At 45.4% G+C, this 22,717-nt stretch carries 15 protein-coding genes and 1 tRNA gene; 5 read left to right on the top strand and 11 right to left on the bottom strand.

What is annotated here, in order from left to right; translation table 11 throughout:
- Window positions 1–746, bottom strand: a 746-nt coding sequence (locus HMPREF3034_RS00375) for a phage integrase SAM-like domain and Arm DNA-binding domain-containing protein (RefSeq protein WP_197421707.1), incomplete at its 3' end; no start/stop codon positions are given.
- A gap of 309 nt (window positions 747–1,055) precedes the next feature.
- Window positions 1,056–1,129: transfer RNA gene (locus HMPREF3034_RS00370), tRNA-Ile, on the bottom strand.
- A gap of 214 nt (window positions 1,130–1,343) precedes the next feature.
- On the opposite strand from HMPREF3034_RS00370, the gene HMPREF3034_RS00365 reads away from it, so the two are divergent.
- Window positions 1,344–1,880, top strand: a complete 537-nt coding sequence (locus HMPREF3034_RS00365; protein WP_062432311.1) for an LOG family protein — start codon at window positions 1,344–1,346, stop codon at window positions 1,878–1,880.
- Window positions 1,881–1,975: 95 nt separating this feature from the next.
- Here HMPREF3034_RS00365 and HMPREF3034_RS00360 read toward each other — a convergent pair whose 3' ends face one another.
- From HMPREF3034_RS00360 to HMPREF3034_RS00350, 3 genes are all read right to left on the bottom strand, one after another.
- The gene (locus tag HMPREF3034_RS00360) at window positions 1,976–3,160 is read right to left on the bottom strand and encodes an FprA family A-type flavoprotein (protein ID WP_036898792.1); all 1,185 of its coding nucleotides are present in this window, start codon (window positions 3,158–3,160) and stop codon (window positions 1,976–1,978) included.
- 8 nt (window positions 3,161–3,168) lie between these two features.
- The gene (locus HMPREF3034_RS00355; protein ID WP_062432307.1) at window positions 3,169–4,107 is read right to left on the bottom strand and encodes a carbohydrate kinase family protein; all 939 of its coding nucleotides are present in this window, start codon (window positions 4,105–4,107) and stop codon (window positions 3,169–3,171) included.
- Between the two features lie 159 nt (window positions 4,108–4,266).
- A complete protein-coding gene (locus HMPREF3034_RS00350; protein WP_062432304.1) occupies window positions 4,267–5,013 on the bottom strand; it encodes a four helix bundle protein in 747 nt (248 codons plus the stop codon).
- A gap of 297 nt (window positions 5,014–5,310) precedes the next feature.
- Between HMPREF3034_RS00350 and HMPREF3034_RS00340 the strand changes: the two genes are divergently transcribed.
- Window positions 5,311–5,976, top strand: a complete 666-nt coding sequence (locus HMPREF3034_RS00340) for a Crp/Fnr family transcriptional regulator (RefSeq protein WP_062432301.1) — start codon at window positions 5,311–5,313, stop codon at window positions 5,974–5,976.
- A 4-nt stretch (window positions 5,977–5,980) separates the two neighbouring features.
- A complete protein-coding gene (locus HMPREF3034_RS00335; RefSeq protein WP_062432298.1) occupies window positions 5,981–7,600 on the top strand; it encodes an RluA family pseudouridine synthase in 1,620 nt (539 codons plus the stop codon).
- A gap of 13 nt (window positions 7,601–7,613) precedes the next feature.
- On the opposite strand, the gene HMPREF3034_RS00330 is transcribed toward HMPREF3034_RS00335, so the two are convergent.
- On the bottom strand, window positions 7,614–9,275 hold the full coding sequence (locus tag HMPREF3034_RS00330) for a putative transporter (protein WP_062432295.1): 1,662 nt from the start codon (window positions 9,273–9,275) through the stop codon (window positions 7,614–7,616).
- A gap of 136 nt (window positions 9,276–9,411) precedes the next feature.
- On the opposite strand from HMPREF3034_RS00330, the gene HMPREF3034_RS00325 reads away from it, so the two are divergent.
- Window positions 9,412–10,578, top strand: coding sequence for an acyloxyacyl hydrolase (locus HMPREF3034_RS00325; RefSeq protein WP_231725572.1), 1,167 nt, complete (start codon window positions 9,412–9,414; stop codon window positions 10,576–10,578).
- Here HMPREF3034_RS00325 and HMPREF3034_RS00320 read toward each other — a convergent pair.
- The 5 genes from HMPREF3034_RS00320 to HMPREF3034_RS00300 all read right to left on the bottom strand — a co-directional run bounded on the left by HMPREF3034_RS00320 (window position 10,575) and on the right by HMPREF3034_RS00300 (window position 21,267).
- Entirely contained in the window at window positions 10,575–11,792 is a 1,218-nt protein-coding gene (locus HMPREF3034_RS00320) for a sialidase family protein (RefSeq protein WP_062432289.1), read from the bottom strand. The genes HMPREF3034_RS00325 and HMPREF3034_RS00320 overlap by 4 nt on opposite strands.
- 165 nt (window positions 11,793–11,957) lie before the next feature.
- The gene (locus HMPREF3034_RS00315) at window positions 11,958–13,628 is read right to left on the bottom strand and encodes a SusD/RagB family nutrient-binding outer membrane lipoprotein (protein WP_062432286.1); all 1,671 of its coding nucleotides are present in this window, start codon (window positions 13,626–13,628) and stop codon (window positions 11,958–11,960) included.
- A 22-nt stretch (window positions 13,629–13,650) separates the two neighbouring features.
- The gene (locus HMPREF3034_RS00310) at window positions 13,651–16,755 is read right to left on the bottom strand and encodes a SusC/RagA family TonB-linked outer membrane protein (protein ID WP_231725571.1); all 3,105 of its coding nucleotides are present in this window, start codon (window positions 16,753–16,755) and stop codon (window positions 13,651–13,653) included.
- Between the two features lie 596 nt (window positions 16,756–17,351).
- Window positions 17,352–19,220 (bottom strand): heavy metal translocating P-type ATPase, encoded by a 1,869-nt coding sequence (locus HMPREF3034_RS00305; RefSeq protein WP_062432283.1) that lies wholly within the window; start codon window positions 19,218–19,220, stop codon window positions 17,352–17,354.
- Between the two features lie 64 nt (window positions 19,221–19,284).
- Window positions 19,285–21,267, bottom strand: a complete 1,983-nt coding sequence (locus HMPREF3034_RS00300; RefSeq protein ID WP_062432280.1) for a glycerophosphodiester phosphodiesterase family protein — start codon at window positions 21,265–21,267, stop codon at window positions 19,285–19,287.
- Between the two features lie 229 nt (window positions 21,268–21,496).
- On the opposite strand from HMPREF3034_RS00300, the gene trxB reads away from it, so the two are divergent.
- Window positions 21,497–22,429 (top strand): thioredoxin-disulfide reductase, encoded by a 933-nt coding sequence (trxB, locus tag HMPREF3034_RS00295; RefSeq protein ID WP_062432277.1) that lies wholly within the window; start codon window positions 21,497–21,499, stop codon window positions 22,427–22,429.
- Window positions 22,430–22,717: the final 288 nt, after the last annotated feature.

The raw sequence follows: 22,717 nt of genomic DNA, 5'->3' as shown, positions 1-22,717 counted from the left end.
GGGTGGGTCAAATTAGTGTGGCTTTTCCATATGTCAAAGTGCTTCTTCATAATACGGAGTACCTCTTCTTCTGTGAGATAGCCACGATCTACCAATTCATAGCGCAGCTTGTGATTCGCAAATGGATCATGCATGATAAGTCCTCTGTTCCTCGCATAGTTCACGACCGTTTTCAGGTTTCTCAATTTCTTGGTGGTTGTGTTATGCACACCACCTACAACAGATGTAAGGTATAATTCGAAGTCCTGAACAACGGCACTTGTCAGTTCTGTCAGTCCAATATCCTTGCGATGATACTTTGCTTGTAGGAAATCCTGAAAGTTCTGCCTCACCACCTTATACTTATAAAAAGTACCCTTTGTTAATGTCTTACCAACTTGTTGTGTGATGGAGTCTATATACTTGTCAAAGACTGGCAGAAAAGTGGTATATTCTTTGTCTGTACCAAGGAATACTGACCTGATAAGGTCTATGGAAAGTTCCTCTGATGTTTCATATTTCCTGTAAATCTGCATCAGTGTTGTTGTCAGTGTATCTATAGAAGCATTAATGGAGAGTGCTTCTGCTGTTCTGCCAATCATTCTGCTAGTTTTGTTACTCCACTTGGATTTATCCACAAAAATTTTAGTGGATCCAAGATTTGCCTTTTCGTCACCGAGATATATTCGGAGCATTACAGGTGATTTTCCTTCTTTGTTCTCATAGTTGGAACGTAGGTAGTAGGATACCTTGAAAGTCGTTTTCATAACGCATCATTTTAGTGTAGCTTTTTGGCTACAAAGTTCGACATAAGTTCTTGAAAACGAAAGTTTTGCATGCCGTCAATTTAATAGTCATTTTCCATTCATTGCTACATTTTTTTGAGAGCCTGCTTTTGTGTAGCAATTTCTGTAGCAGAAAATGACCGAATGATGACTATCAAAAGGTATGGTTTAGCAGTCAAACGGATATGGATAAAAACAAAAAATCGCTGTAAAACCTTGATTTTACAGCGATTATCCTTGTTTTGAAGGCTAAAATGACGTGTTGTTTGACGTCCTCTTGAAACCTATTTGTGGACCAGCCTGGGCTTGAACCAGGGACCTCCAGATTATGAGTCTGTTGCTCTAACCAACTGAGCTACAAGTCCGGCTTATTCTACTGCGGAATAAGTTTGCGGATGCAAAGATACAGTGTTTCTTGGAAACAACCAAATATTTTCTTTTAAAAGAACAAATAGAGGTTCGTGAGGGGCATCATAATCTAGAACATAAACAAGGCAAGAAGTTATTGACACGAATAGTCATTGGTTATTTCCCACGAAATTATTATATTTGCAGAATTCGTTTCAAAAGATTAATAATATGAGGATTACAGTATTTTGTTCAGCAAACAACAATATCGACCCGGATTTCTTCAAAGCAACGGAGGAACTAGGGGCATGGATGGCTGCAAATGGGCATACTTTGGTATATGGGGGAACCGACCAAGGGCTGATGGAATGTATTGCCAAGGCCGTTCATGAGCACGGTGGGCAGACCATTGGAGTCGTACCGACGAAGGTAGAAGAGCACGGACACACCTCCAAATACAACGATGTGGAAATTCCATGCGACAATCTAAACGACCGCAAACAGCTTATGCTGCTACATACCGACATCGCCATTGCCTTGCCGGGAGGCGTGGGTACACTCGACGAGATCTTCTCTATGGCTGCCTCCAAGTCTATAGGTTATCACGACAAACGCGTGATACTCTACAATATGAAAGGCTTTTGGGACAAAACCATCGAACTCTTAGATGACATGCAACACCGAGGATTCATCCGCGGTGACTATCATCGCCTGATTACACCGGTGAATTCGTTGGAGGAATTAAAAGCCGTTCTATCCGAAGAGTAATCTTCCTATTCCCCAATTATCAAATACAAGAAGTGCTGACAGACATTCCATATCATCGCATGGAGTCTCTGCCAGCACTTTCGTGTTTATAGATTTTATCCTCTCAGTTTCTCGGCCATTGCCTGACCAAGTGCCCTACACTTCTCTTTGGTTTCTTCCGTGAGTGCTTGTTTCATCTCTACCGGCTCACCCACTACGTCGAAATGGATGTGTTGCTCGTTCCATTCGCCTATCTTTTGAACGGCCTTGCTAGCCCATCCATAACTTCCGAACCAACCGATATAATGATTCTTGATGTCGCGATTGGCAATCTCTTGCAACAATACGTCCATCTCATGATAGAGACCATTGTTATAAGTCGGTGCACCAACTATCAAACCGCGATAGCGGAAGATGTCACGTAGAATATAAGAGTGGTGAGTCTTCGACACATTATACACCATAATATTCTTCACACCAGCCTGCGAAGCAGCACGAGCAATGGTTTCTGCCATACGTTCCGTGTTGCCATACATCGTACCATAGCATATTACCAAACCCGGCTCAGTTTCATATTTCGACATACGATCATACATAGAGACCACCTGATTGGCCTGTTCATGCCATACAGGTCCGTGTGTCGGGCATATATAATCAATCTGTTCTGCAGCCAATTTCTTCAATGCATTCTGTACAGGTGTACCATATTTGCCCACGATATTGCTGTAATAGCGGGTCATTTCCAACCACGCCCAGTCGGTATTAATATCGCTATCAAGCAGTCCACCATTCAATGCTCCGAAACAACCAAAAGCATCTCCGGAGAAGAGCACGTGGTCTTCAACATCAAGAGTCATCATGGTTTCAGGCCAATGTACCATCGGTGTCATGAAGAACTTCAATGTATGGTGTCCCAAATCGAGCGTATCACCATGCTTCACTTCCAAATGATTGTCATCCATACCATAGAAACCGCTCAGCAAATCAAACGATTTCTTGTTACCAATCACCTGAATTTCAGGATAATATTTACGCAACAATTTGATGGAACCGCTATGATCCGGCTCCATATGATTTACCACCAAATAGTCTATTTTACGGTCACCCAACACCTCATGGAGACTTTCTATAAACTGTGAAAAGAAATCTACTTCTACTGAATCTATCAAACAGACCTTGTCATCATCAATCAGATAGGAGTTGTATGTTACTCCCGAAGGTAGAGGCCACAGCCCTTCAAACAGACTCTTATTACGGTCGTTGACACCTACATAGTAGATTTTGTTTTTTAATTCTATCATGATTTCGTCTAAACGTTTAAAGATTTCATTTTATTTCCGAACTCCGTCGATACGTAGTTAAATATATCTTTGCAACTCTCGGCAGAGAACATCTGCCCATATCCAATGGCTTTATCCCATTGTTCTTCGCTCAATCCACGGTCAATATCGTCGCGTGTCACCCCACCTTTCAGCAATCCATAGATGAATCCGGCATTGAAATTGTCACCAGCTCCGATGGTACTCACCACCTCTGTATCCATTACAGGATACTGTTTAGCCAGCTTATTCTCCGCTCTCAATTCGGTAGGAGTATCTCCGCAAGTGCAAATGAACTTCTTACAGTAGAAAGAAATTTCCGCATTATATACTCTTTCGGCCTCTTTCAAGCGATAGAGTATCTCAAAATCCTCAATGCTCCCACGCACAATGTCGGCATATTCCAAATTTTCAATGAGGTTCGGCGTTATCTTCATAATCTCATGACGGTGCGACGAACGATAATTCACATCGTAGTAAAGAATTGCTCCGCGACTATGTGCATACTCCAAGAACGCCGCCACCTGTGGTCGAATCACCGGATTCACAGCAAAGAATGAGCCGAAAAGCACGATGTCATCGCGCTGTACATCGGGATAGATGAAGTCTAATTGATCATGCGGATGATCTTTATAGAAGATATAATCGGCATTATTTTTCTCGTCCAAGAAGGCCAAAGAGATGGGTGACTTACTCTCAGCAAATACATTCACACTATCGGCATTCACACCGTTGTCGCGCAGAAAACTTACCACATACTCCCCTATCCGGTCGTTTCCAGCCTCTCCTATAAAAGTGGTATTCACACCGGAGCGTCCCAACGAGATCGTGGCATTAAACGAAGAGCCACCGGGAACCGCCGAAATGGGTTGTCCGTTCTTAAATATAATATCGAGTACTGTTTCCCCGATTCCTATTACCTTGCGCATAGATATATTAATAATGATATGCCCCTATCTGCATTCCAAGATTCCGGAATACAGCCACGGCTTTTCTTCAGTATGCAAAGATAATCTAAATATTCATATATCGTGACAATGCCAACCGGATTTTTAAAGAATTATTGAGGGAGAAGGGGGTGGAGACGATTATATATTCCGTGTTCCCTGACAATTCGGATAATCGCTACAACTCCAAAAATCTCGTCCTGCATTCGTTCCTCGCTTAGCCGTACGCCGTATCATTGGTTTGCCACATACAGGGCAAGATGGTGAACCTTGTGCCACAGCTTGTTCCCTCTGTGTACTCACTCGTTCTCGGGTGAGATTCTCAGTAAATCCACCTTCTTGTTTAAAGCGGTCTAACTGACTGCTTATCATCTTTTGCAACATAGAGATATTACGATTTATCAACAGCATCATTGCATTGAGTCGAGTTGACAAATCAGCACATTCTGTCCACAGTGCAAACTTCTTACGCTCGTTTTGGATATGTACCCAAGCATCATGTTCTATATCATCGCTGTATTGAGGACGAGATAATTGGATGGCATTAAACTTTTGATAATTTGCTGATTGCTTCGACCATGGCTCACATCCTATCTGCAACGACAAACTAAAAAAGTCGCCAAGCAATTCTGAAAGGCTGGCGCGAGCTACATCATTGAGCTTCATTTCTGTTTCACGTGATGTCTGATGCCTAGAACATCCCTCTGCTATATTGGCCGTAACCGACCGGGCAGCCATCGTCATTTGGTCGTATAAACGTCCACACGGGTCGTTATGCTGATTCAAATACCCTTTACAGAAAGCCAATGTGGCTTGTTGTACGATGTTGGCCATAATCCATACATCCAAAAAATAATAACCTTTGATAGATTTAATGGTAATAGACATAAGCTAATAGAATTTTATTCTTGACCGATTATTCGACTAATCGATTACTCGAATGGTCGATACAAATATACGAAAAAATCACATACACTCTGCTGCAAAGCCCTTGCAACATCACTGCAAAGGCGAGGCAGGAATGCTGAAGAGGGCACGCAGCATTGCTGCCACGGCCTTGCAGGATGACAATAGACGAATAAACGAGTTGACAAGTAAACAAGATGGGTTAGCAAAAGGGACAAGAATGAGTTAACAAATGGAGGAGATTTGGCTGCTCAACCGATTTTTAGTATATTTGCCAACATGGACAATAAGATATTGAAAGCACTCAAGCTATGCCCGCTATTCGCCGGAATGAGCGACATAGAGATAGAGATGACACTCTCGGCAGCGCACTACCGCATCGTAGAATACGATAAAAAGGACGTATTTTCGCTCACGGGAATGCCTTGTCAGTACGCTGATATCGTCATCAGCGGTGTACTGATATGCCGCATGGTGGGTCTCAGTGGCAAGCAGGTAGAGGTGAGTCGGCTCACCGAAGGCGACATCGTGGCACCCGCTTTCATCTTCGCCAAGAACAACAAGATGCCGGTAAGCGTAGAGACCGATACCAAAGTGAGCGTTCTTCGCATGAAACCGGAGATGCTCATGGAACTGATGAACAACGACCCGAAGCTGAACCTGAATTTCATACGCGTGCTTTCAAACATCGACGTATTCCTCACCAAGAAGATGAAAGTGTTGTCGTTGCTCACCGTGCGTGAGAAAGTGGCCTACTTTTTACGCGAGGCTGCTGGCAAACAAGGTTCACTCACCATCAAGATAGACCAATCACGACAAGAGATAGCCGACTCTTTCGGCATTCAGAAATATTCGCTCTTACGCGTATTGTCGGAGATGTCGGCCAACGGAACCATCAGCATCAACGGCAAAACCATCACCATTCTAGACCGCAGCAAACTGTAACAGCATGGTTTTTCATCCGCTTACAGGCAATAACGAGCGCCCACCACGCTTCAACAATCCCTTCTATTATGAGCCTCATTCACTCTGTTTGACAGCCGTCGAACAGCTAAAGGCAGAGTTATCAGCAGCAACTTCCACACCTTTCGGTCGTGAAATCGCTGCCGGTAAGATGTTTGGTGTGCTCATAGTAGAACGAGACAACGGTGAAATGGGATATTTACAGGCCTACAGCGGACAAATATGTGGGCGCAGCGATTGGCCAGATTATGTGCCGGCCATATTCGACTACCTGCAACCCAATGGCTATTTTAAGACCCACGAGCAACAAATCAGCGCCATCAACGACGAAATCAAACGCATAGAGAGTAGCCAAGAATATCGCCAACTACAGCAAGACTTGGCAACCACACAAGCAGAGGCACAAGACAGGATATCGGCTCAACGCAGCTTGATGGAACAGAGCAAGAAGCAGCGCGACCAACTCCGACAATCGGGCAAAGGCTTCGATGAAACCGCACTTATCAGAGAGAGCCAGTTCCAAAAAGCCGAATTGCGACGTATCAAACTACAATATGCTGACAAAGAGCAGCACATTATCGATGGAATCGGTCGTTTTGAATCAAATATACAAAAGTTAAAAACTAAGCGACATCAACGTTCGGACGCGCTACAGAGATGGTTATTCGAGCATTTCTCCTTGCTTAACGCGCGTGGAGAGACGCGTAATCTGCTTGATATCTTCGCTCCAACAATAAGCAAGATTCCCCCATCGGGCAGTGGGGAATGCTGTGAGCCTCGGCTGTTACAATATGCCTACGAACACCACATGCACCCACTACAGATGGCCATGTTTTGGTGGGGCGCATCGCCCAAGCAAGAATTGCGGCGCCACGGACAATTCTATCCAGCCTGTAACGGGAAATGCAAACCCATTTTAAATTGGATGTTGCAAGGACTGGACGTAGAACCTAACCCACTAGATGCCGACAATCATAACGAATTGCGCACGATAGACGTCGGCGAACACTATGTAGTAGTGAATAAACCGGCCGGCATGTTGAGCGTTCCGGGAAAGAGTAAACGCGAGTCGGCAGCCTCTATCTTGCGCGAACGATACCCAAAGGCCGACGGTCCGATGATGGTTCACCGGCTCGACATGGCTACATCGGGATTGCTCATCGCCACCCTTGACATGCCCACCTATATCTATTTGCAACGTCTTTTCGCTACCCACCGCATACGAAAACGCTACGTAGCCATCCTTAACGGCGAAATAGAAGTTCCTACAGAGGGTACCATTGCCCTACCATTGGCTCCCGACATCATGGATCGTCCACGCCAAAAGGTAGACCACGAACACGGTAAGCGAGCCATAACGCGATACCACATCATAGAAAGAAAGAACGGAAAAACACGCATAGCACTCTTTCCTGAGACAGGGCGTACCCACCAATTGCGCGTACACTGTGCCCATCCCGAAGGACTCAATTGCCCTATCTTGGGAGACGAACTATACGGTAAGAAGGCCGACAGGATGTATCTGCATGCCGAAGAAATAGAAATTGCGCCCGACGAAGTCAGTCCGTGGGGCGCAATGAAATGGATATGTAAAGCCGATTTCTAACGTTCGGCCTTGTTCAAACAAAGAACATAACGATGACTTGGGCGATAATCACTCGCACAAACATGCTCAACGGATAAACCGTAGCATAACTTACATTGGCCGTCTCGCCCTCAAGTGTGTCATTAGCATAGGTCAATGCCATCGGATTGGCCATGCTTCCACAAAGTATTCCACAGATGGTTCCGAAATCAAATTTCTTCGTCTTCAGCGCGATGAAACCGACAATAATAACAGGTAGCACCGTGACAAGGAAGCCTAATCCTACCCATAACGCACCTTCTGGGCGCAACACGGTATCCATAAAATGCTTACCGGCTTCAAGCCCAAGTCCGGCTAAGAAGATTGCCAAACCGAGTTGGCGAAGCATCAGACCTGCACTACGCGTCATATAAGAAATAAAATGAACGCGTGGACCGAGTGAACCAATGAGGATTCCCACTATGATGGGACCACCGGCAATACCTAGCTGGATAGGAACACTCATGCCGGGAATGACGAGAGGAATCGTACCAACGGCCAATCCAAGAATCATTCCGAGGAAGATGGCACCCAAATTAGGTTCGCTAAGCGTCTTCACGGCATTCCCCATAAAGCTCTCCACATGGTCTACATCTTCGGGAGCGCCCACCACTGTAACACGGTCGCCATACTGAAGGCGTAGGTCGTCGGTGGCCAAAAGTTTAATATCGCCACGAATAACACGACTGACATTCACGCCATACGTATTGCGTAGCTGCAAATTGCCAAGTAGTTTACCATTGAGCGTAGTGCGTGTGACCACGATAACGCGGCTTTCTACCTTGGTATCGAGCGCATTCCAATCTATCTGATCTCGATTCCAATCGGTCTCAACCTTCTGTCCGAAGAGCAACGTCATGGCCTCAACCTCCTCCTTATTCGACACCACAAGCAGGCTATCTTTAAGTTCCAAGCGCGTAGTCGCAAGCGGAACGATGACCTGACTATTACGCCAAATACGCGAAATGATGAACTTACGATGAGTCATATTGGAAATCTCGACGATGGTTTTGCCATTCAATGCCGGATTGACGACAACAAATTGTCCCACAGAAGTGTGGTCGGCATCGTCTTTAATACGTGCTTTGAGGTCGTCGGGCTTGACAAACAACTTGCGCAACACAATCATGCCGAGGATAACACCTACCACACCCAAAGGGTAAGTGACGGCACATGCCAAGGCTGCCCCTTGACTAGGCAAGCCCATTTGAGCCAGCGTTTGCTGAGCAGCACCCAACGCAGGCGTATTCGTGGTGGCTCCACAAAGGATTCCAACCATATCGGGAAGCGACACGGGCGTGAAGATTGACAATAAAATAGTCATAACCGTGGCAACCAATGCCAGCGCCAATCCCCATAGATTAAAAGCCACTCCCTCGTGGCGCAAGGCTCCGAAGAAGTTTGGTCCCACGTAGAGTCCAAGGGTATAAACAAACAATGTGAGTCCGAAACTTTCGGCATAAGAAATCATTTGCGAATCTACCGTTAGGCCAAAATTGCCTACCACAATACCAACAAAGAAGACAAAAGCGATTCCAAGAGAAATTCCCTTGTAATGAAGTTTGCCTAATGCTAATCCGAGCGAGCAGATAAGCGACAATACGACGATAGCCTGTATCGCCGAATGCATACTGAATAAGCCCTCAAGCCATTCCATAAAAATGTGTTATTTTCTAACCTTTGAAAAAAAACTTGCACAAAGTTACGACAAATACCTTGGGTCGGCAAAAATAAAAGGTATATATTTGCAAGTTTATAGAATAAATCCTAAATTTGTTGGGAAAATGATAACCATGAAAAGAGTAATGGCGCTTTGGCTCTCACTATGTTGTATATATCCTATAGAGATACACGCACAAGAGCCTGATACCACAACAACCATACACCATATTGAAGCAGATGTAATTCCATCGACCATCCTTCATACCAACCGTTACCTCCAAGGAGGCAACGCAGAAAGGCGTACGATGAACTACGCTTTCACCGCTCGACTGAAGTATGCGTTCGCTTCGCCCGAAGGAAGCATGCAAGAACGCATCTACAGAGGTGCATATCAAGGTATCGGTATGGCCATACACGATTTCAATTGGCAACTAGGTCATCCTTGGTCGGCATTCATTTTCCAAGGCGCACGTATCAAGACCATCTCGCCATATATCAACCTGAACTACGAATGGAATCTGGGATTGACCGCAGGATGGCACCCTTACGACATAGAAAAGAATCCGGATAACAAGGTCATCGGTTCGCGCGTGACGGCTTATATAGATGCCGATTTATACTTAAACTTCCGCCTCTCACGCCATTTCGACCTGAATGCCGGTATTTCGGCCATTCATTTCTCCAACGGAAATACCACAGTACCGAATGCAGGATTGAACGTATTGGGCGGACGGATGAGCTTGGCGTACTATCTAAACCGTCCCAGACAAAGGACTCAAAAGCAAGATACCATCCCCCATTTTCACCGTCATCTATACTATGACTTAGTGGCTTATGGGGCATGGTACCAATTGGGATATAACACAGACGACGGTCCGGTGATTATACCGGGTAAATATGGTGTCTTCGGATTCAACTTTAATCCGATGTATGGCATCAACCATTGGGTCAGTACCGGGCTCTCGGTCGATGGTGTCTATGACAGAGGAGCCAACATCTACAAACCTCTCGACAAAAAAGACAAATCGGTTGTGACGCTTGTACCGAATAAACCTAAGACCTTGGAACAAATGGCTATCGGCTTATCGGCACGTGCCGAGTTTATCATGCCATACTTTTCTATCAACGTAGGAGTAGGTCATTACCTGCTAGGAGCACAGGGCGACCTGAATGAGTGGTATCAGATACTCGCCCTGAAAGTGCATTGTACGCACCATCTATTCCTACATATCGGCTATAGTCTGCGTGATTTCAAGTACCCAAACCATTTGATGTTGGGTACAGGATGGCGATTCTAGTAGGTGTTACGCGTTAAAGTGGGCGTAAAGTAGCGCCCATTGGTAATCTCGCTGATAGACAACACCTCATAAGCTATATTATAAGTGGTAGGTCCTTCTTCCCATAAAAAGCCGATATTACCACCGATAAGCTGGGTCATCGTGGAATAAGCAGACAACTGTTGGCTTACTTGTAAGCCACGTGTCCATCCTGTGACAAGACCGGCTGTACCAATATGAGTAGTGGGAAGTTCGCGATAGAAGAAGCCTACGTGGCGACGTTGCGGGCCGAAAGGTACACTCTGCAAAGCCAACCACACATCGGTTTCGTCGGAAGCACGACGTGCCTTAACCACTAAAATTTCTCCATTGCAAGCATTCTGAATGCCATCGAAAGACTGACTCTTCATAGGTACATCCCAAGAGCCGCGACCTTTCTTGACATTAGTGAAGGTATAGACGTTGAACAAGCGGCCGTTGGCACGAGAACTAAGGATAACACTGCCATCGGGGAGTTCATCACACTTAGGCTCATCGCCTTTTGGACAAGGCGATTGAGTGGTGTTGCCTAAAGCTTTCCACGACTTTCCGAAATCATCGCTGTAAACAACGAAGTTGCCTTGTAGCGTACAAAGGGCTGCATAGAGACGATAGTAGCGCCCCACCTTAACATAACGGCTCTGGTGTATCTTACCCGAACCGAAGAAAAGGCTTTGTACTGGGCCGTCCTTATGCTTATCGAAGAGGCGGTATATTTTCTCAGTAATCTCCTCACCTTGATTCCATGTGTGGCCATTATCATCGCTATAGAAGCAAGCTACACGATTAGGATTGTTGCGACGAGCCTTGGTATAAGGGGTCTTTCCACACACACCGATAGCTAAAACACGTGGGCTGGTGCGGTCGGCCACAAGTGCACAGTCGCCAAAAGCGTAATTCCAACCAGCAGAAGATTCGTCGCCTGTACCGTCGGCCAGCTTACGTTCGGCGCTCCAAGTCTTGCCTTGATCGCTGCTTTCGCGGAAGTGGAGGTCGATAGCACCATAACCTATGTCGCTACCACAATAACGATAGTCGGCCACAGCAATGATATTCCCATTCTGAGCTTGGGCAATGGCCGGGATGCGATAAGGCACACTGTCGGGCAATGTACGGAAAAGAATCTGATGGAAATGCCCTGCCTGCGAGCAGAGAGCTACGGCCGAAAGGGCTACGGTCAATAGAAATTGTCTCATGGAGTATTGCTTTTTTAATCTTTTATACTATATGCTACAAACTTACAAAGAAATTTCCAAATAACCAACCACATAAGAAAGAAAAACGTCTCAGCCCTATACAACAAAAAACGAGTGCACTCTTGAGAATGCACTCGCTATTTTTGAATAGGGAATTAAATCGTATTATTTATCCCACCATACTCGTGTATCAAATCTATCCTTACCTTGACGAGCAATAGCTGCGTCGTAGTTGGCCTTATTTACCTGAGATTCCTTGCTAGGATAGATGAAGCGACGTGGGATAGAACCATCCTTTGTAGCACACTGACCATCTTCCTTAGCCATTGCATTAGGTGTCAATACAGGGAAACCAGAGCGACGCCAGTTTGTAAACACCTCATGAGGATCACCGAAAGTAGTGATGTAATACTGTGTATTAATCTGTTCCAAAGCCTTAGCTGCGTTGTAAGGATTAGCAGCGAGATAAGCATCTACCTTACCATCTAAGTACTGCTGATAAATCTTACCGGCATTGGGGAATTGCTTGAACTGCAAGAATGCAGCCTTTACACCGTCTTCATAGAACTTCTTAGCGTCACCGCTGATGTATCCACGAACTACAGCTTCTGCCAACAAGAAGTTTGTCTGCGCAGCTGTTACAACAAATGTAGGAGCTGTGGGGTCGTTATAAGTGTAACGGTTAGGGATTGAGAAGTAGTTGGTGTAACGATCATACCAGTAAACAGGTGTACTCTTACCGTCTTTTACTACATGGTCAATGATGTGAGCATCGTCTTTTTTGAATCGAGGATCAACTTTAGCCATAGCGTAAGGACTGGTAGGGTTCAAGCTATAACCACCAGAAAGAAGACCTTCTTGCTTCTCTGGAGTCATATCACCATAGTCTTCGGCAGACAAATCTTTCTCAACCGACTTGATACCATTGGTTGCTGCAACAGTCGCAATCAAAGAGATACGTGGGTCTCTAGAATCCTTCAACATATCAACGAAAGTCTTGCTGAGGAAGAACTCACGGTCTTCTTTGGCATTGATTTTAGCAAATGGCTCAGCAGAATCATCCGAAGGAGATGCTCCGGGATGGTCCAATTTCACATTATCTGCGTAATCTGTGATAACACCATTGGTAAAAGCCTTAGCAGCATACTTCTTTGCTGTAGCCTCATCTACCTTTACTAGGCGCATAGCCAAACGAAGCATGAGAGAGTTAGCAAACTTCTTCCACTTAGCGGCATTACCTGCAAAATAGACATCATGGGCTCCCATGTCAGCAGTTCCAGATGCCAAATTAGCCTGAGCTTCATCCAATTCCTTCAGCATATCAGTGTAAATATCCTTCTGGCTATCGTAAACCGGATAAGAGAATTGATCAGGACGACCAGCTTGAGAGTAAGGAATATCTCCGTAAAGGTCTGTCATCTTGCCGAAAGCATAAACACGCATCACACGAGCGATGTTCCAATCTATCTTCAATTTGTCGTTTCCTTTCCACTTATCAACGCAGGTAGTGACGTCACGCAAAGCTCCACGGTCACCATTGAAAGTATCCCAGAACGAAGCAGAGTAACCATCGCTGTAATTATAGCGGCCATAACTATCCCACCAGTCGATAGATGTAAGTTGCTGAGTAAACTGAGCTGAGTAGATACATCCGGTACGCCACATATCCCAGTCGGAGCCCAATGCCTGATGTTCCGCATTTGTGAACAGCATAGCCGTAGGCACATTGGCCTCATTCAAGTGCTCCGGATCAATATTGAGGTCACCAAAATCTCCACAACTAGAGACTCCGAGTGCAACTACCGAAGCTAATGCTATATATTTAAACTTTTTCATTTTATTTTCTCATTAATGATAATTAGAACTTAATATTCACATTGAAACCAATGTTTCTAGTTGTAGGATAACCGTTCAACTCAAGTCCTTGACCGTTACCAGCATTGACTGCAGACTCTGGATCAATGTTCGGAGTATGCTTCATGATTGTCCATAGGTTACGAGCAACAAGAGATAGGCTCAATCCCTTAACAAAGTTCATGTGAGTAAACATTGATTTCGGGAATGTATAGCCTAACGACAACTCACGCAACTTGATGAAGTCAGCACTGTAAACGAACTCTTCGCCAATGTTTGCCTTGCAAATTGCCTGATAATAGTCTTGAGCTGATACAGAAACAGTGTTGGCCTTGCCGGTAGCTTCATCAATACCCGATGCCACGATAGCACCCTTTGCATTGTCGGCTGTACGACCGTTCAATGTGTTCTTGTGCATACCATAGGAGTAAAGCTGGTAGTTTGTACCAGAGAAAATCTTAGCACCGAACTTTGCATCAATCAAGAATGCCAATGTAAAGTTCTTATAGCTGAAAGAGTTACGGAAACCACCGGTCCACTTATAAACCCCATTACCGAGTATAGTCTGCTCACCTGCTTGTGGAAGACCCTTACTCAACAGAAGATTACCATTAGCATCTCTCTTATACTTGTTACCGATAATCTGACCATAAGGCTGTCCTACAACATTGTAGATATAAACATTACCGTTACGGCTCTGAGCTCCATCGATAGACAAACGGTCTACACCATCACCCAAAAACTCTACATTTGAGTTGTTATAAGCAAAGTTCAAAGTAGTATTCCACTGGAAATTTTTGTTTCTGATAGGATATGCATCAACCATAAACTCAAAACCGTTGTTCTTCAATTTACCAACATTGGCAACCTTAGAACCATAACCTGATGCAGAAGATGTAGATACTACAGCGATGTCATCGGTGGTCTTCTTTACATAGTAAGCCATATCAAAGTTCAAACGACTCTCGAAGAATGACAGGTTCAAACCTACTTCAAACTCAGAAATATGAACCGGCTTCAATGTATTGCTAGGATACTTGTCACCATTGTTCTGTGTTGCTGCAATCTGTCCATTAACCTTATAGTTACGCAATTGGTAAAGAAGGAGGTTCTGATAAGGAGAAGTTCCGTTAGATGCAGAAGCCAAACCGGCACGCAACTTACCGAAGTCGAACCAAGCAGGAAGCTGGTTACGGAATGTATCGGTGAACACCCAAGAAAGTGTTGCAGATGGGTAGAAATAGCTATTGCTATTGTCTGCCAATGTAGAGAACCAGTCGTTACGAGCTGTAAGGTTCAAGAACACTTGGTTCTTCCATCCTAAATCAGCTGTACCATAGAGAGAATTAACCTGATAACGCTCTGTCTTTATAGCCGGACGCTTGTCACTCAAGTTGTTCACAGACCACAAACCGTCTACTACGAATGGGCGACCACCATCTGAAACCAAGAATATCTTGCTGATATCAAACTGCTTGTTACCACCGAAGGTAGCACCAACAGTCCAATCACCGAATGTTTTATTGAAGCCCAAAAGGAAGTTGTAGTTGTTCTCATGGAAGTTCTTAGAGTACTGAGTCATCCAACCTGCAGGGTCAGCAGCTGCACCAACAGGCTGTACCTGCTTGTATTCGAAGTTATAACCATCGTGTTGAACGGCACCTTGGATATACAACCAGTCTGTAATATCCCAACGTAAATTGACAGCACCAACCAAACGTGTGCGGTTCATATCGTTGGTCTTACGATATTGCAACCAATAAGGGTTGTTGAAATAAACATTGGTACCACCAATCATTTCGCTTCCGTCAAGGTTAGTACCCCAACCTTTTTCGGTTCCCTTCATCCACTCTATGTCGAAAGAGTTACCACGATAAAGCAGAGAAGCATTGGTATTACCGTTACCATCAGAAAGGTTTGCACGACCATTCGACTTATCCGTAGTATAGTTAGCGGTCACTGTCAAGTGCAGATTCTTAAAGATGTCATAGGTAGTATTCATATTCAAACCTACCTGGCGATTACCTGCGTTAGGCAGAATACTCTTCTCCTTATTATAAGAAGCACCGAAACGATAAGTAATATTTTGTGCAGAACCAGAAACTGAAGCCGAAGTATTAGTTGTAATACCGGTACGATAGAATTTAGACCAGTTGTCTACATCCTTATAAGCATAAGTATTACCAAGGAAGTTGGTAGCTTCAGAGCCATCTAAAGCGGCACCCCAGCTATTGCTTTCGCCTTCTTGAGCAGCCTTTACGTTAGTAGGCTTCACACCATATTTACCCAAACCGAAAGTCTTTTGCCAATCGCGATAGTCATAAATAGAGTTGAAAGTCAAGTTCTCATTTACTTCAATAGATACCGGCTGATTCTTCTTACCACTCTTAGTAGTAATCAAGATAGCACCGTTACCACCACGATAACCGTAAAGGGCAGAAGCGGCAGCCCCCTTCAACACCTGAATACTTTCGATATCATCAGCGTTGATGTTGCTCAAACCGTCACCCATATCCGAGCCACCCCACATACCTGCGGAGCCTTGGTTGGTATTATCAAATGGCACACCGTCCACTACATAGAGAGGCATGTTGTTACCTGTAAGTGAAGCATTACCACGAATGACTACACGAGAAGTACCTGTAGAACCTGTACCATTACCCGCTACGTTCACACCGGCAATCTTACCAGAGAGAGCATTACCAATATTGGGATCACGTGCCAGCTGGAAATCCTCACCACCTACCTTCGTTGTAGAATATCCCAACGAACGAGACTGGCGCTTGATACCCAAGGCTGTTACCACAACTTCATCGATAGCGGTAGCTTCAGGAGTCATTTTCACGTCTACCTTAGAGCGGTTACCCACTTTTACATAAGCTGTCTTGTAGCCTACATAAGACAATTCGAGTGTTCCGTTAGCCGGACAGTTAATCGAATAATTACCATCGATGTCGGTAATTGCATTGATGTTAGTACCCTGTACCTTGACAGTTGCACCAATAACCGGCTGACCGGTCTCATCAAGGACATTACCTTTGACTGTTGAGTTCTGTGCGAATGCTCCAAAAGCGAAGCATAACATCAGAACAGTTAGTTTGGTTCTCATTGAGATCCAAAAGAACTTCATTCCTTTACACATTTTGAATTAAGTTTAGTTACAGTTACCCTAAACAGGGATTGTTAAAGTTATATATCTGGTTTTACACAAGGCAAAATTAGCAAATGATTTGATAAATGCAAATTTTTTAATACTTTATTTTAAATAAATCAAACAAAATTACAACTTTAAAAATTCATATAAACCGCTCAATACGAATATATTACACCGTTTTTAAGCGTTTATAGACCGTCATGGCATTCCTGTATACTCATTTGAAACAGTTTTGCTATTAAAATATTTTTAGAACTATACAGAAGTTACAAAACTAAAACCATTCCACATTTTTTAAATCATAAAAGCATATTATTTAATACTTAGAATAGCAAACAGAAAGAAAACTTAGCTTTAAAAAGAAAGAAATGAAAGCTAGATGGTTCTAATTTTCTAGTTTATTCTCCTTTTCTTACCCTTCATCAGGGAACAAAGAAGCTTTATATATAATATGGTGTAAATCCAACTGAAAGCCCCCGTGTCCAAAGAACAACCCATCTATAGTCGGCAAGTTAGAGTAAGTAGGGGCATACAGCCCCATCCTACCCTTTCTATCTCTTCCTTTCCAACAATATCCTTGTGGCATTCATCACGGCCAACAACGCCACGCCGCTATCGGCAAACACAGCTCCCCACAGATTGGTCAAGCCTAGCACGCCTAGCAACATCACCAGTGCTTTTACGCTAAGAGCCAAGAATATATTCTGCCGAGCAATCACATACGTACGTCGCCCCATCTCCACAGCCTCGGCAACTTTCGTCGGTTGGTCGGTCTGCAAGATAATATCAGCCGTCTCAACAGCCAAATCCGAGCCCATGGCTCCCATCGCTATGCTCACATCACTCATGGCCAATACCGGCGCATCGTTGATACCGTCGCCCACGAAAGCCACCTTCCGATCTTGTCGCTGCAACTCTTGGATATGTGCCACCTTATCTAGAGGCAACAAGTCACCATATCCATGCTGTATATGCAGTTCATTGGCCACCCTGTGTACGAGTTCCTGCTTGTCGCCCGATAATATTTCTACATGATTGACACCTTGAGAAGCCAAGCTTTCCACAACATGCCGAGCATCCTCTTTCGGCGTATCTGCCAATTTCAAGCAACCCACATATCGCCCATTACAAGCACAAGCCACCAATGTCTCGCTCACTTCTTGCAGCTCAACCGGATAGACCACCCTTTCTTGATCCAGTAATCTGAGTGTTCCCACGAGCCATCTGTCCTTACCATTGTGTGCTTCCAACCCATAACCGGGAATATCTTTGGCATCCAATCGCTTATCCGTGGGATGATATTCTGCTATGGCCTGCGCCAACGGATGATTGTTACTACTTTCCATTGCCGACACTACTTCCTGCATTTCAGGCGTCAGGCCTTCCACCGAAGTAACGGTAAACTGCCCCGTAGTCAGTGTTCCGGTCTTGTCAAACACAACGGTATCTACCTCACGAATGGCATCTAAAAAATTTCCACCCTTAAAGAGGATACCGCGACGCGATGCCGCTCCGATACCCCCAAAATAGGTTAAAGGCACGCTAATGACCAATGCACAAGGACAAGAAATAACCAAGAACACCAAAGCACGGTGCAACCAAGTACTAAAAACAAAGGAAAAATCGGCCGTAATCAAACTATATAGCCACGGCAAAATCACCGTCAGCACGGCCAATAGCACGACAATGGGCGTATAAACACGTGCAAATCTACGAATAAAGAGTTCGGTCGGAGCCTTGCGTTCACCTGCTTTCTCGACCATCTCTAAAATACGCGAGATAGCAGAATCGCCAACCTTACGCGTCGTACGAATCCTAACTGGGCTGTCCACGACTATCATTCCGGCCAGCACCTCACTTCCGCCATCTATCAGCCTAGGCAGACTCTCACCCGTCAGAGCCGCTGTGTTGAAAGTAGCAGCGCCATCTTGCAGCACACCGTCCAACGGAACGCGTTCGCCGGGTTTCACTTCTATCACACTGCCCACACCTACTTCTGCCGCTTCGCGAGCCTCAACCCCACCGTTAACAATCACCATTGCACGGTCAGGACGATAGGCCACCAAGTCTTTGATATGGTCTTTGGCACAGTCTACCGCTTTATCTTGCAGCAGTTCGCCAATACAATAGAGAAGCATCACAGCCACAGCTTCCGGATATTCGCCTATGAAAAACGCACCAATAGAGGCCAACGACATCAGTGTAAACTCCGTAAACACATCGTGCTTCTCGCTGATATGCTCCCAAGCCTCTTGCATCACTCCCCATCCTACAGGCAGGAATGCAATGATATACCATGCCAAAAGCACCCACCAATGCCCGAACCAAGCCACATCAAGCCATGTCATCACCATCCCGACAACAAGCATCACTGCCGAGACTACTAGTTTCCAAGGTTGCATTATTTCTTCCTCTTCCATCTTTATAAATTTTGATTCATCGACAAAAGTAAAAATAAAAACATGCAACTCGGTTGCAAACTCCTTATTTACTCAGATATTCCACCAATCGTTCAGGTCGATTGGTCTTGATGATTGTACCTCCTTGTCGTATCAAGTCGCCCCACACGAGCTCGGCATCTCCATCCTTTTCCACATCTACATGGTTACCGGCAAGTCCTTTCTCGGTTGTATTGAAGCATACACGAGCATGTCCGCGCACCAGCGAGATGGCATGTTTGAGCAGCGAATTATTATTTTTGGAAAATCGTAATTCCACCATCACCGGCCACGACTTCAACGCCTTGCGTACACGAAGGATTGCACGTGGAGCGTCAAGGTCTACCACTGCCTTATGCATCCAGTTGCCTTCGTCTTTCACCGCACCCGGTAGTATGGCCACACTTTGCGCTCCTGCTTCTGCTACCACATCGCGAATATCCGACAAGAGGGCATCGGGAGCATCAATATCTACCAAGATACGCCCCTTGGCATAGTTCAAAACCTCTTTCAACGTAGGCATTACCCATTTAGTCACCTGCCCACGGTCGTCTTTCATCTTCAGTGCTTTTAATTCCGCCAGAGTCTTGTTGCCAACAAGTCCCTTACCATTAGTCAGTCGTTCTAAAGTCCTATCAGAGAAGCAAACGAGCTGTCCGTCCTTGGTCTTACGCACATCTACCGACACCATTTGGCGTCCTCGCTCCACCGATTTAAACACAGCATTCAGCGAATTTTCCGATGTTCCGTGCCAATCACCACGATGCGCATCGAGCAACACTTCTTTTCCTGTGACGTTAAGTAGGTGGGCACGCAATTCGTCTATATTCTTAGAAAGTCGTTGATCGAACAACCATTCACCCATACTCGGTATGCTATAGGCCACACGCCAAGCATCCTTACCGTCTCCACCCACCAATCGTGTGTGTTTGATATTACTTCCTGTGAGCATCAGCTCGTGCACTTCGGCAGCTCGTTCGGCAGCTGTAGCCTCCAAAGGCCAGTCTTTCTCGCTCACCATGGCGTCGTGTTCGTCCCATTCATCGAGCATCTTATCAACACCGGCTATCGTTTTCGTATCCTTTTTACCCGATACCAGCCACAGATTTTTCTTGGCCAAAGGTCCCAATTTTCTTGCATCCCAATGCCCGGAAACCAGCAATGCCGAGGCAAAAAGGTAGGGGCGGCGTAGCAACATCACATAAGCCGACATGGCTCCCATGCCTTGTCCTGTGACATACAAGCGGTCGACATCGAGCGGATACTGCTTTTTAAGGAAATCGACCAGCGACTGACAAGCGCGTATTTCGTCGCCATAATGATACGTATCGTCTGCCGTCAGGCGGTCGAACTGCGGTGCCACCACTACACAAGGATGCTTTTCCTGCCATTCGGGCGACGCCCACACCGTGGCGCCATTGCCTTGTACGAGTGGATTCTTCAGTTCCTTGCCCACCCCGGAGGCATCGTGCAGGAACAGCACCAATGGATATTTCACGCCGGGTTCAAACTTTCGGGGTATAAAGATATTGTAACGCAATCCTAAACCAGTCGACCGGTCTTTATAAGTCTGCTGCTTGAAGTCGTCTACCGCAATGTTTTGTGTCGACAAGGTGTAGATGGTATCTCTCAATGCCTTCACCTTTCCGCCTCCAAGAACCTTGATTTTTGCCTTCTGTACGACTGCGGCCGCACCGATCAATTTAGCTGCCGAGGCACGTTTAGAGGACAAAGCTATAGGCGACTTCAGCGCGATAAGCACATACCGGCCACGCTTCGAGACTGCCGACTTCTCTGCTCGGTCGTTGGTATAGACCCTTGCCACCTCGCCCCCACGCACAGTGTATGTTTTCAACGTTAAACTTGTAGAGTCTATCGGGGCATCATATTCCAGCGCAACTGCCGTCAATTTTAGTCCGTCGCCAAACACCTCGTTGATGGCTTTGGCCCATTTCAACGTGTGGTTACCGGCATTTGCCAGTGTAGCAGAGACCAATAATCCTGCCAATAATATCGTTCTTTTCATCATTCCAGATTGTTATGAGATTGCTGCAAAGCATCGGCAGCAATGCTGAAAGGCCTTTTCAGCTATTTTGCAAAGGTACAGCAGAAAAACTGCAATGCCTCTGCAGTTTCTCCAAAAAAGGTTAAATATATCTTCATTCAATCCATAATATCAAGCAAAAGAGTTACCTTTGTATCGCGGGCGTTAGAATATAACATATTGATATAACAACTATAACAAAAGGATAATAGACATGGAAAAGATTGATACACTGATTATCGGTAGCGGACCTGCCGGATATACGGCAGCCATCTATGCCGGTCGCGCTAACTTGAAGACCATCCTCTACTCAGGATTACAGCCGGGTGGACAGCTCACCACAACTTCCGAAGTGGAGAATTTCCCCGGTTATCCGCAGGGAGTAGACGGCAATCAGCTCATGATGGACTTGCGTGAACAGGCCGGAAGATTCGGTACCGAGATTAGAGATGGTGAGATTGTAAAAGCCGACTTGAGCAGCCGACCCTTCCATTGCGTCGACGACAGAGGCAACGAGATTGAAGCTCGCTCGGTCATCATTGCTACCGGTGCCACAGCAAAGTACTTAGGACTGCCCGACGAAGAGAAATATCGCGGTCAGGGAGTGAGCGCCTGCGCCACCTGCGATGGTTTCTTCTATCGTAAAAAGGTCGTTGCTGTCGTTGGAGGTGGCGATACCGCCTGTGAAGAAGCGATGTATCTGTCGTCTCTGGCAGCCAAGGTTTACCTCATTGTTCGTAAACCTTTCTTGCGTGCAACGGAGATTATGAAGCAGCGTGTCATTGATAAAGAGAATATCGAGATACTGTTCGAGCACAACACCGTGGGACTCTTCGGAGAGAATGGTGTCGAGGGTGCTCACGTAGTGAAGCGTTTAGGCGAACCTGATGAAGAGAGATACGACATCGCTATCGACGGTTTCTTCTTGGCTATCGGCCACAAACCGAATACCGAACTATTCAAAGAGTATTTGGATTTAGACGCTCAGGGCTTCATCAAGACCGTTCCCGGAACATCAAAGACAAACGTAGAAGGCGTCTTTGCAGCCGGCGACGTAGCCGATCCCAACTATCGTCAGGGCGTGGTAGCAGCCGGTTCAGGTGCTATGGCAGCCATCGATGCCGACAGATTCTTGCAAGCTAATTAGTTAAATAAGGAGGAAGAAGGAGTTAAATGCCCCCATCGGGCATTGGAGTTATCAGTAGTTAATGGACATTTGTCTGCTAACTACAAGTCTCAAAAAGACACTTACTCTTGATAGTTCCCGAAAACTCCTAAACCTACTCAAGCTATCCTATAAATTATAAAAAGAGAGAAGAGGCAGCAGTCTTTTCTCTCTTTTTATTTCGTAATGTCATTATTATTTCATACCTTTGCACCCGTTCAAACCGAGAAGACCATTTTTATTAGGATAAGTAGGGAGGTCCAAGAGCTT

Origin of the sequence: Prevotella sp. DNF00663 (genome assembly GCF_001553265.1) — a bacterium.
Classification (GTDB): domain Bacteria; phylum Bacteroidota; class Bacteroidia; order Bacteroidales; family Bacteroidaceae; genus Prevotella.
The sequence above is the reverse complement of the archived record's forward strand: the minus strand, read 5'-3'. Positions and strand labels throughout refer to the sequence as shown.

What these genes read in the sequence shown, in the direction of transcription:
- HMPREF3034_RS00355 (WP_062432307.1), bottom strand. Translation starts at nt 4,107, where the DNA reads ATGCGCAAGGTAATAGGAATCGGGGAAACAGTACTCGATATTATATTT.
- HMPREF3034_RS00340 (WP_062432301.1), top strand. Translation starts at nt 5,311, where the DNA reads ATGGACAATAAGATATTGAAAGCACTCAAGCTATGCCCGCTATTCGCC.
- HMPREF3034_RS00360 (WP_036898792.1), bottom strand. Translation starts at nt 3,160, where the DNA reads ATGATAGAATTAAAAAACAAAATCTACTATGTAGGTGTCAACGACCGT.
- HMPREF3034_RS00300 (WP_062432280.1), bottom strand. Translation starts at nt 21,267, where the DNA reads ATGATGAAAAGAACGATATTATTGGCAGGATTATTGGTCTCTGCTACA.
- trxB (WP_062432277.1), top strand. Translation starts at nt 21,497, where the DNA reads ATGGAAAAGATTGATACACTGATTATCGGTAGCGGACCTGCCGGATAT.
- HMPREF3034_RS00315 (WP_062432286.1), bottom strand. Translation starts at nt 13,628, where the DNA reads ATGAAAAAGTTTAAATATATAGCATTAGCTTCGGTAGTTGCACTCGGA.
- HMPREF3034_RS00310 (WP_231725571.1), bottom strand. Translation starts at nt 16,755, where the DNA reads ATGAGAACCAAACTAACTGTTCTGATGTTATGCTTCGCTTTTGGAGCA.
- HMPREF3034_RS00350 (WP_062432304.1), bottom strand. Translation starts at nt 5,013, where the DNA reads ATGTCTATTACCATTAAATCTATCAAAGGTTATTATTTTTTGGATGTA.
- HMPREF3034_RS00305 (WP_062432283.1), bottom strand. Translation starts at nt 19,220, where the DNA reads ATGGAAGAGGAAGAAATAATGCAACCTTGGAAACTAGTAGTCTCGGCA.
- HMPREF3034_RS00330 (WP_062432295.1), bottom strand. Translation starts at nt 9,275, where the DNA reads ATGGAATGGCTTGAGGGCTTATTCAGTATGCATTCGGCGATACAGGCT.
- HMPREF3034_RS00320 (WP_062432289.1), bottom strand. Translation starts at nt 11,792, where the DNA reads ATGAGACAATTTCTATTGACCGTAGCCCTTTCGGCCGTAGCTCTCTGC.
- HMPREF3034_RS00325 (WP_231725572.1), top strand. Translation starts at nt 9,412, where the DNA reads ATGAAAAGAGTAATGGCGCTTTGGCTCTCACTATGTTGTATATATCCT.
- HMPREF3034_RS00335 (WP_062432298.1), top strand. Translation starts at nt 5,981, where the DNA reads ATGGTTTTTCATCCGCTTACAGGCAATAACGAGCGCCCACCACGCTTC.
- HMPREF3034_RS00365 (WP_062432311.1), top strand. Translation starts at nt 1,344, where the DNA reads ATGAGGATTACAGTATTTTGTTCAGCAAACAACAATATCGACCCGGAT.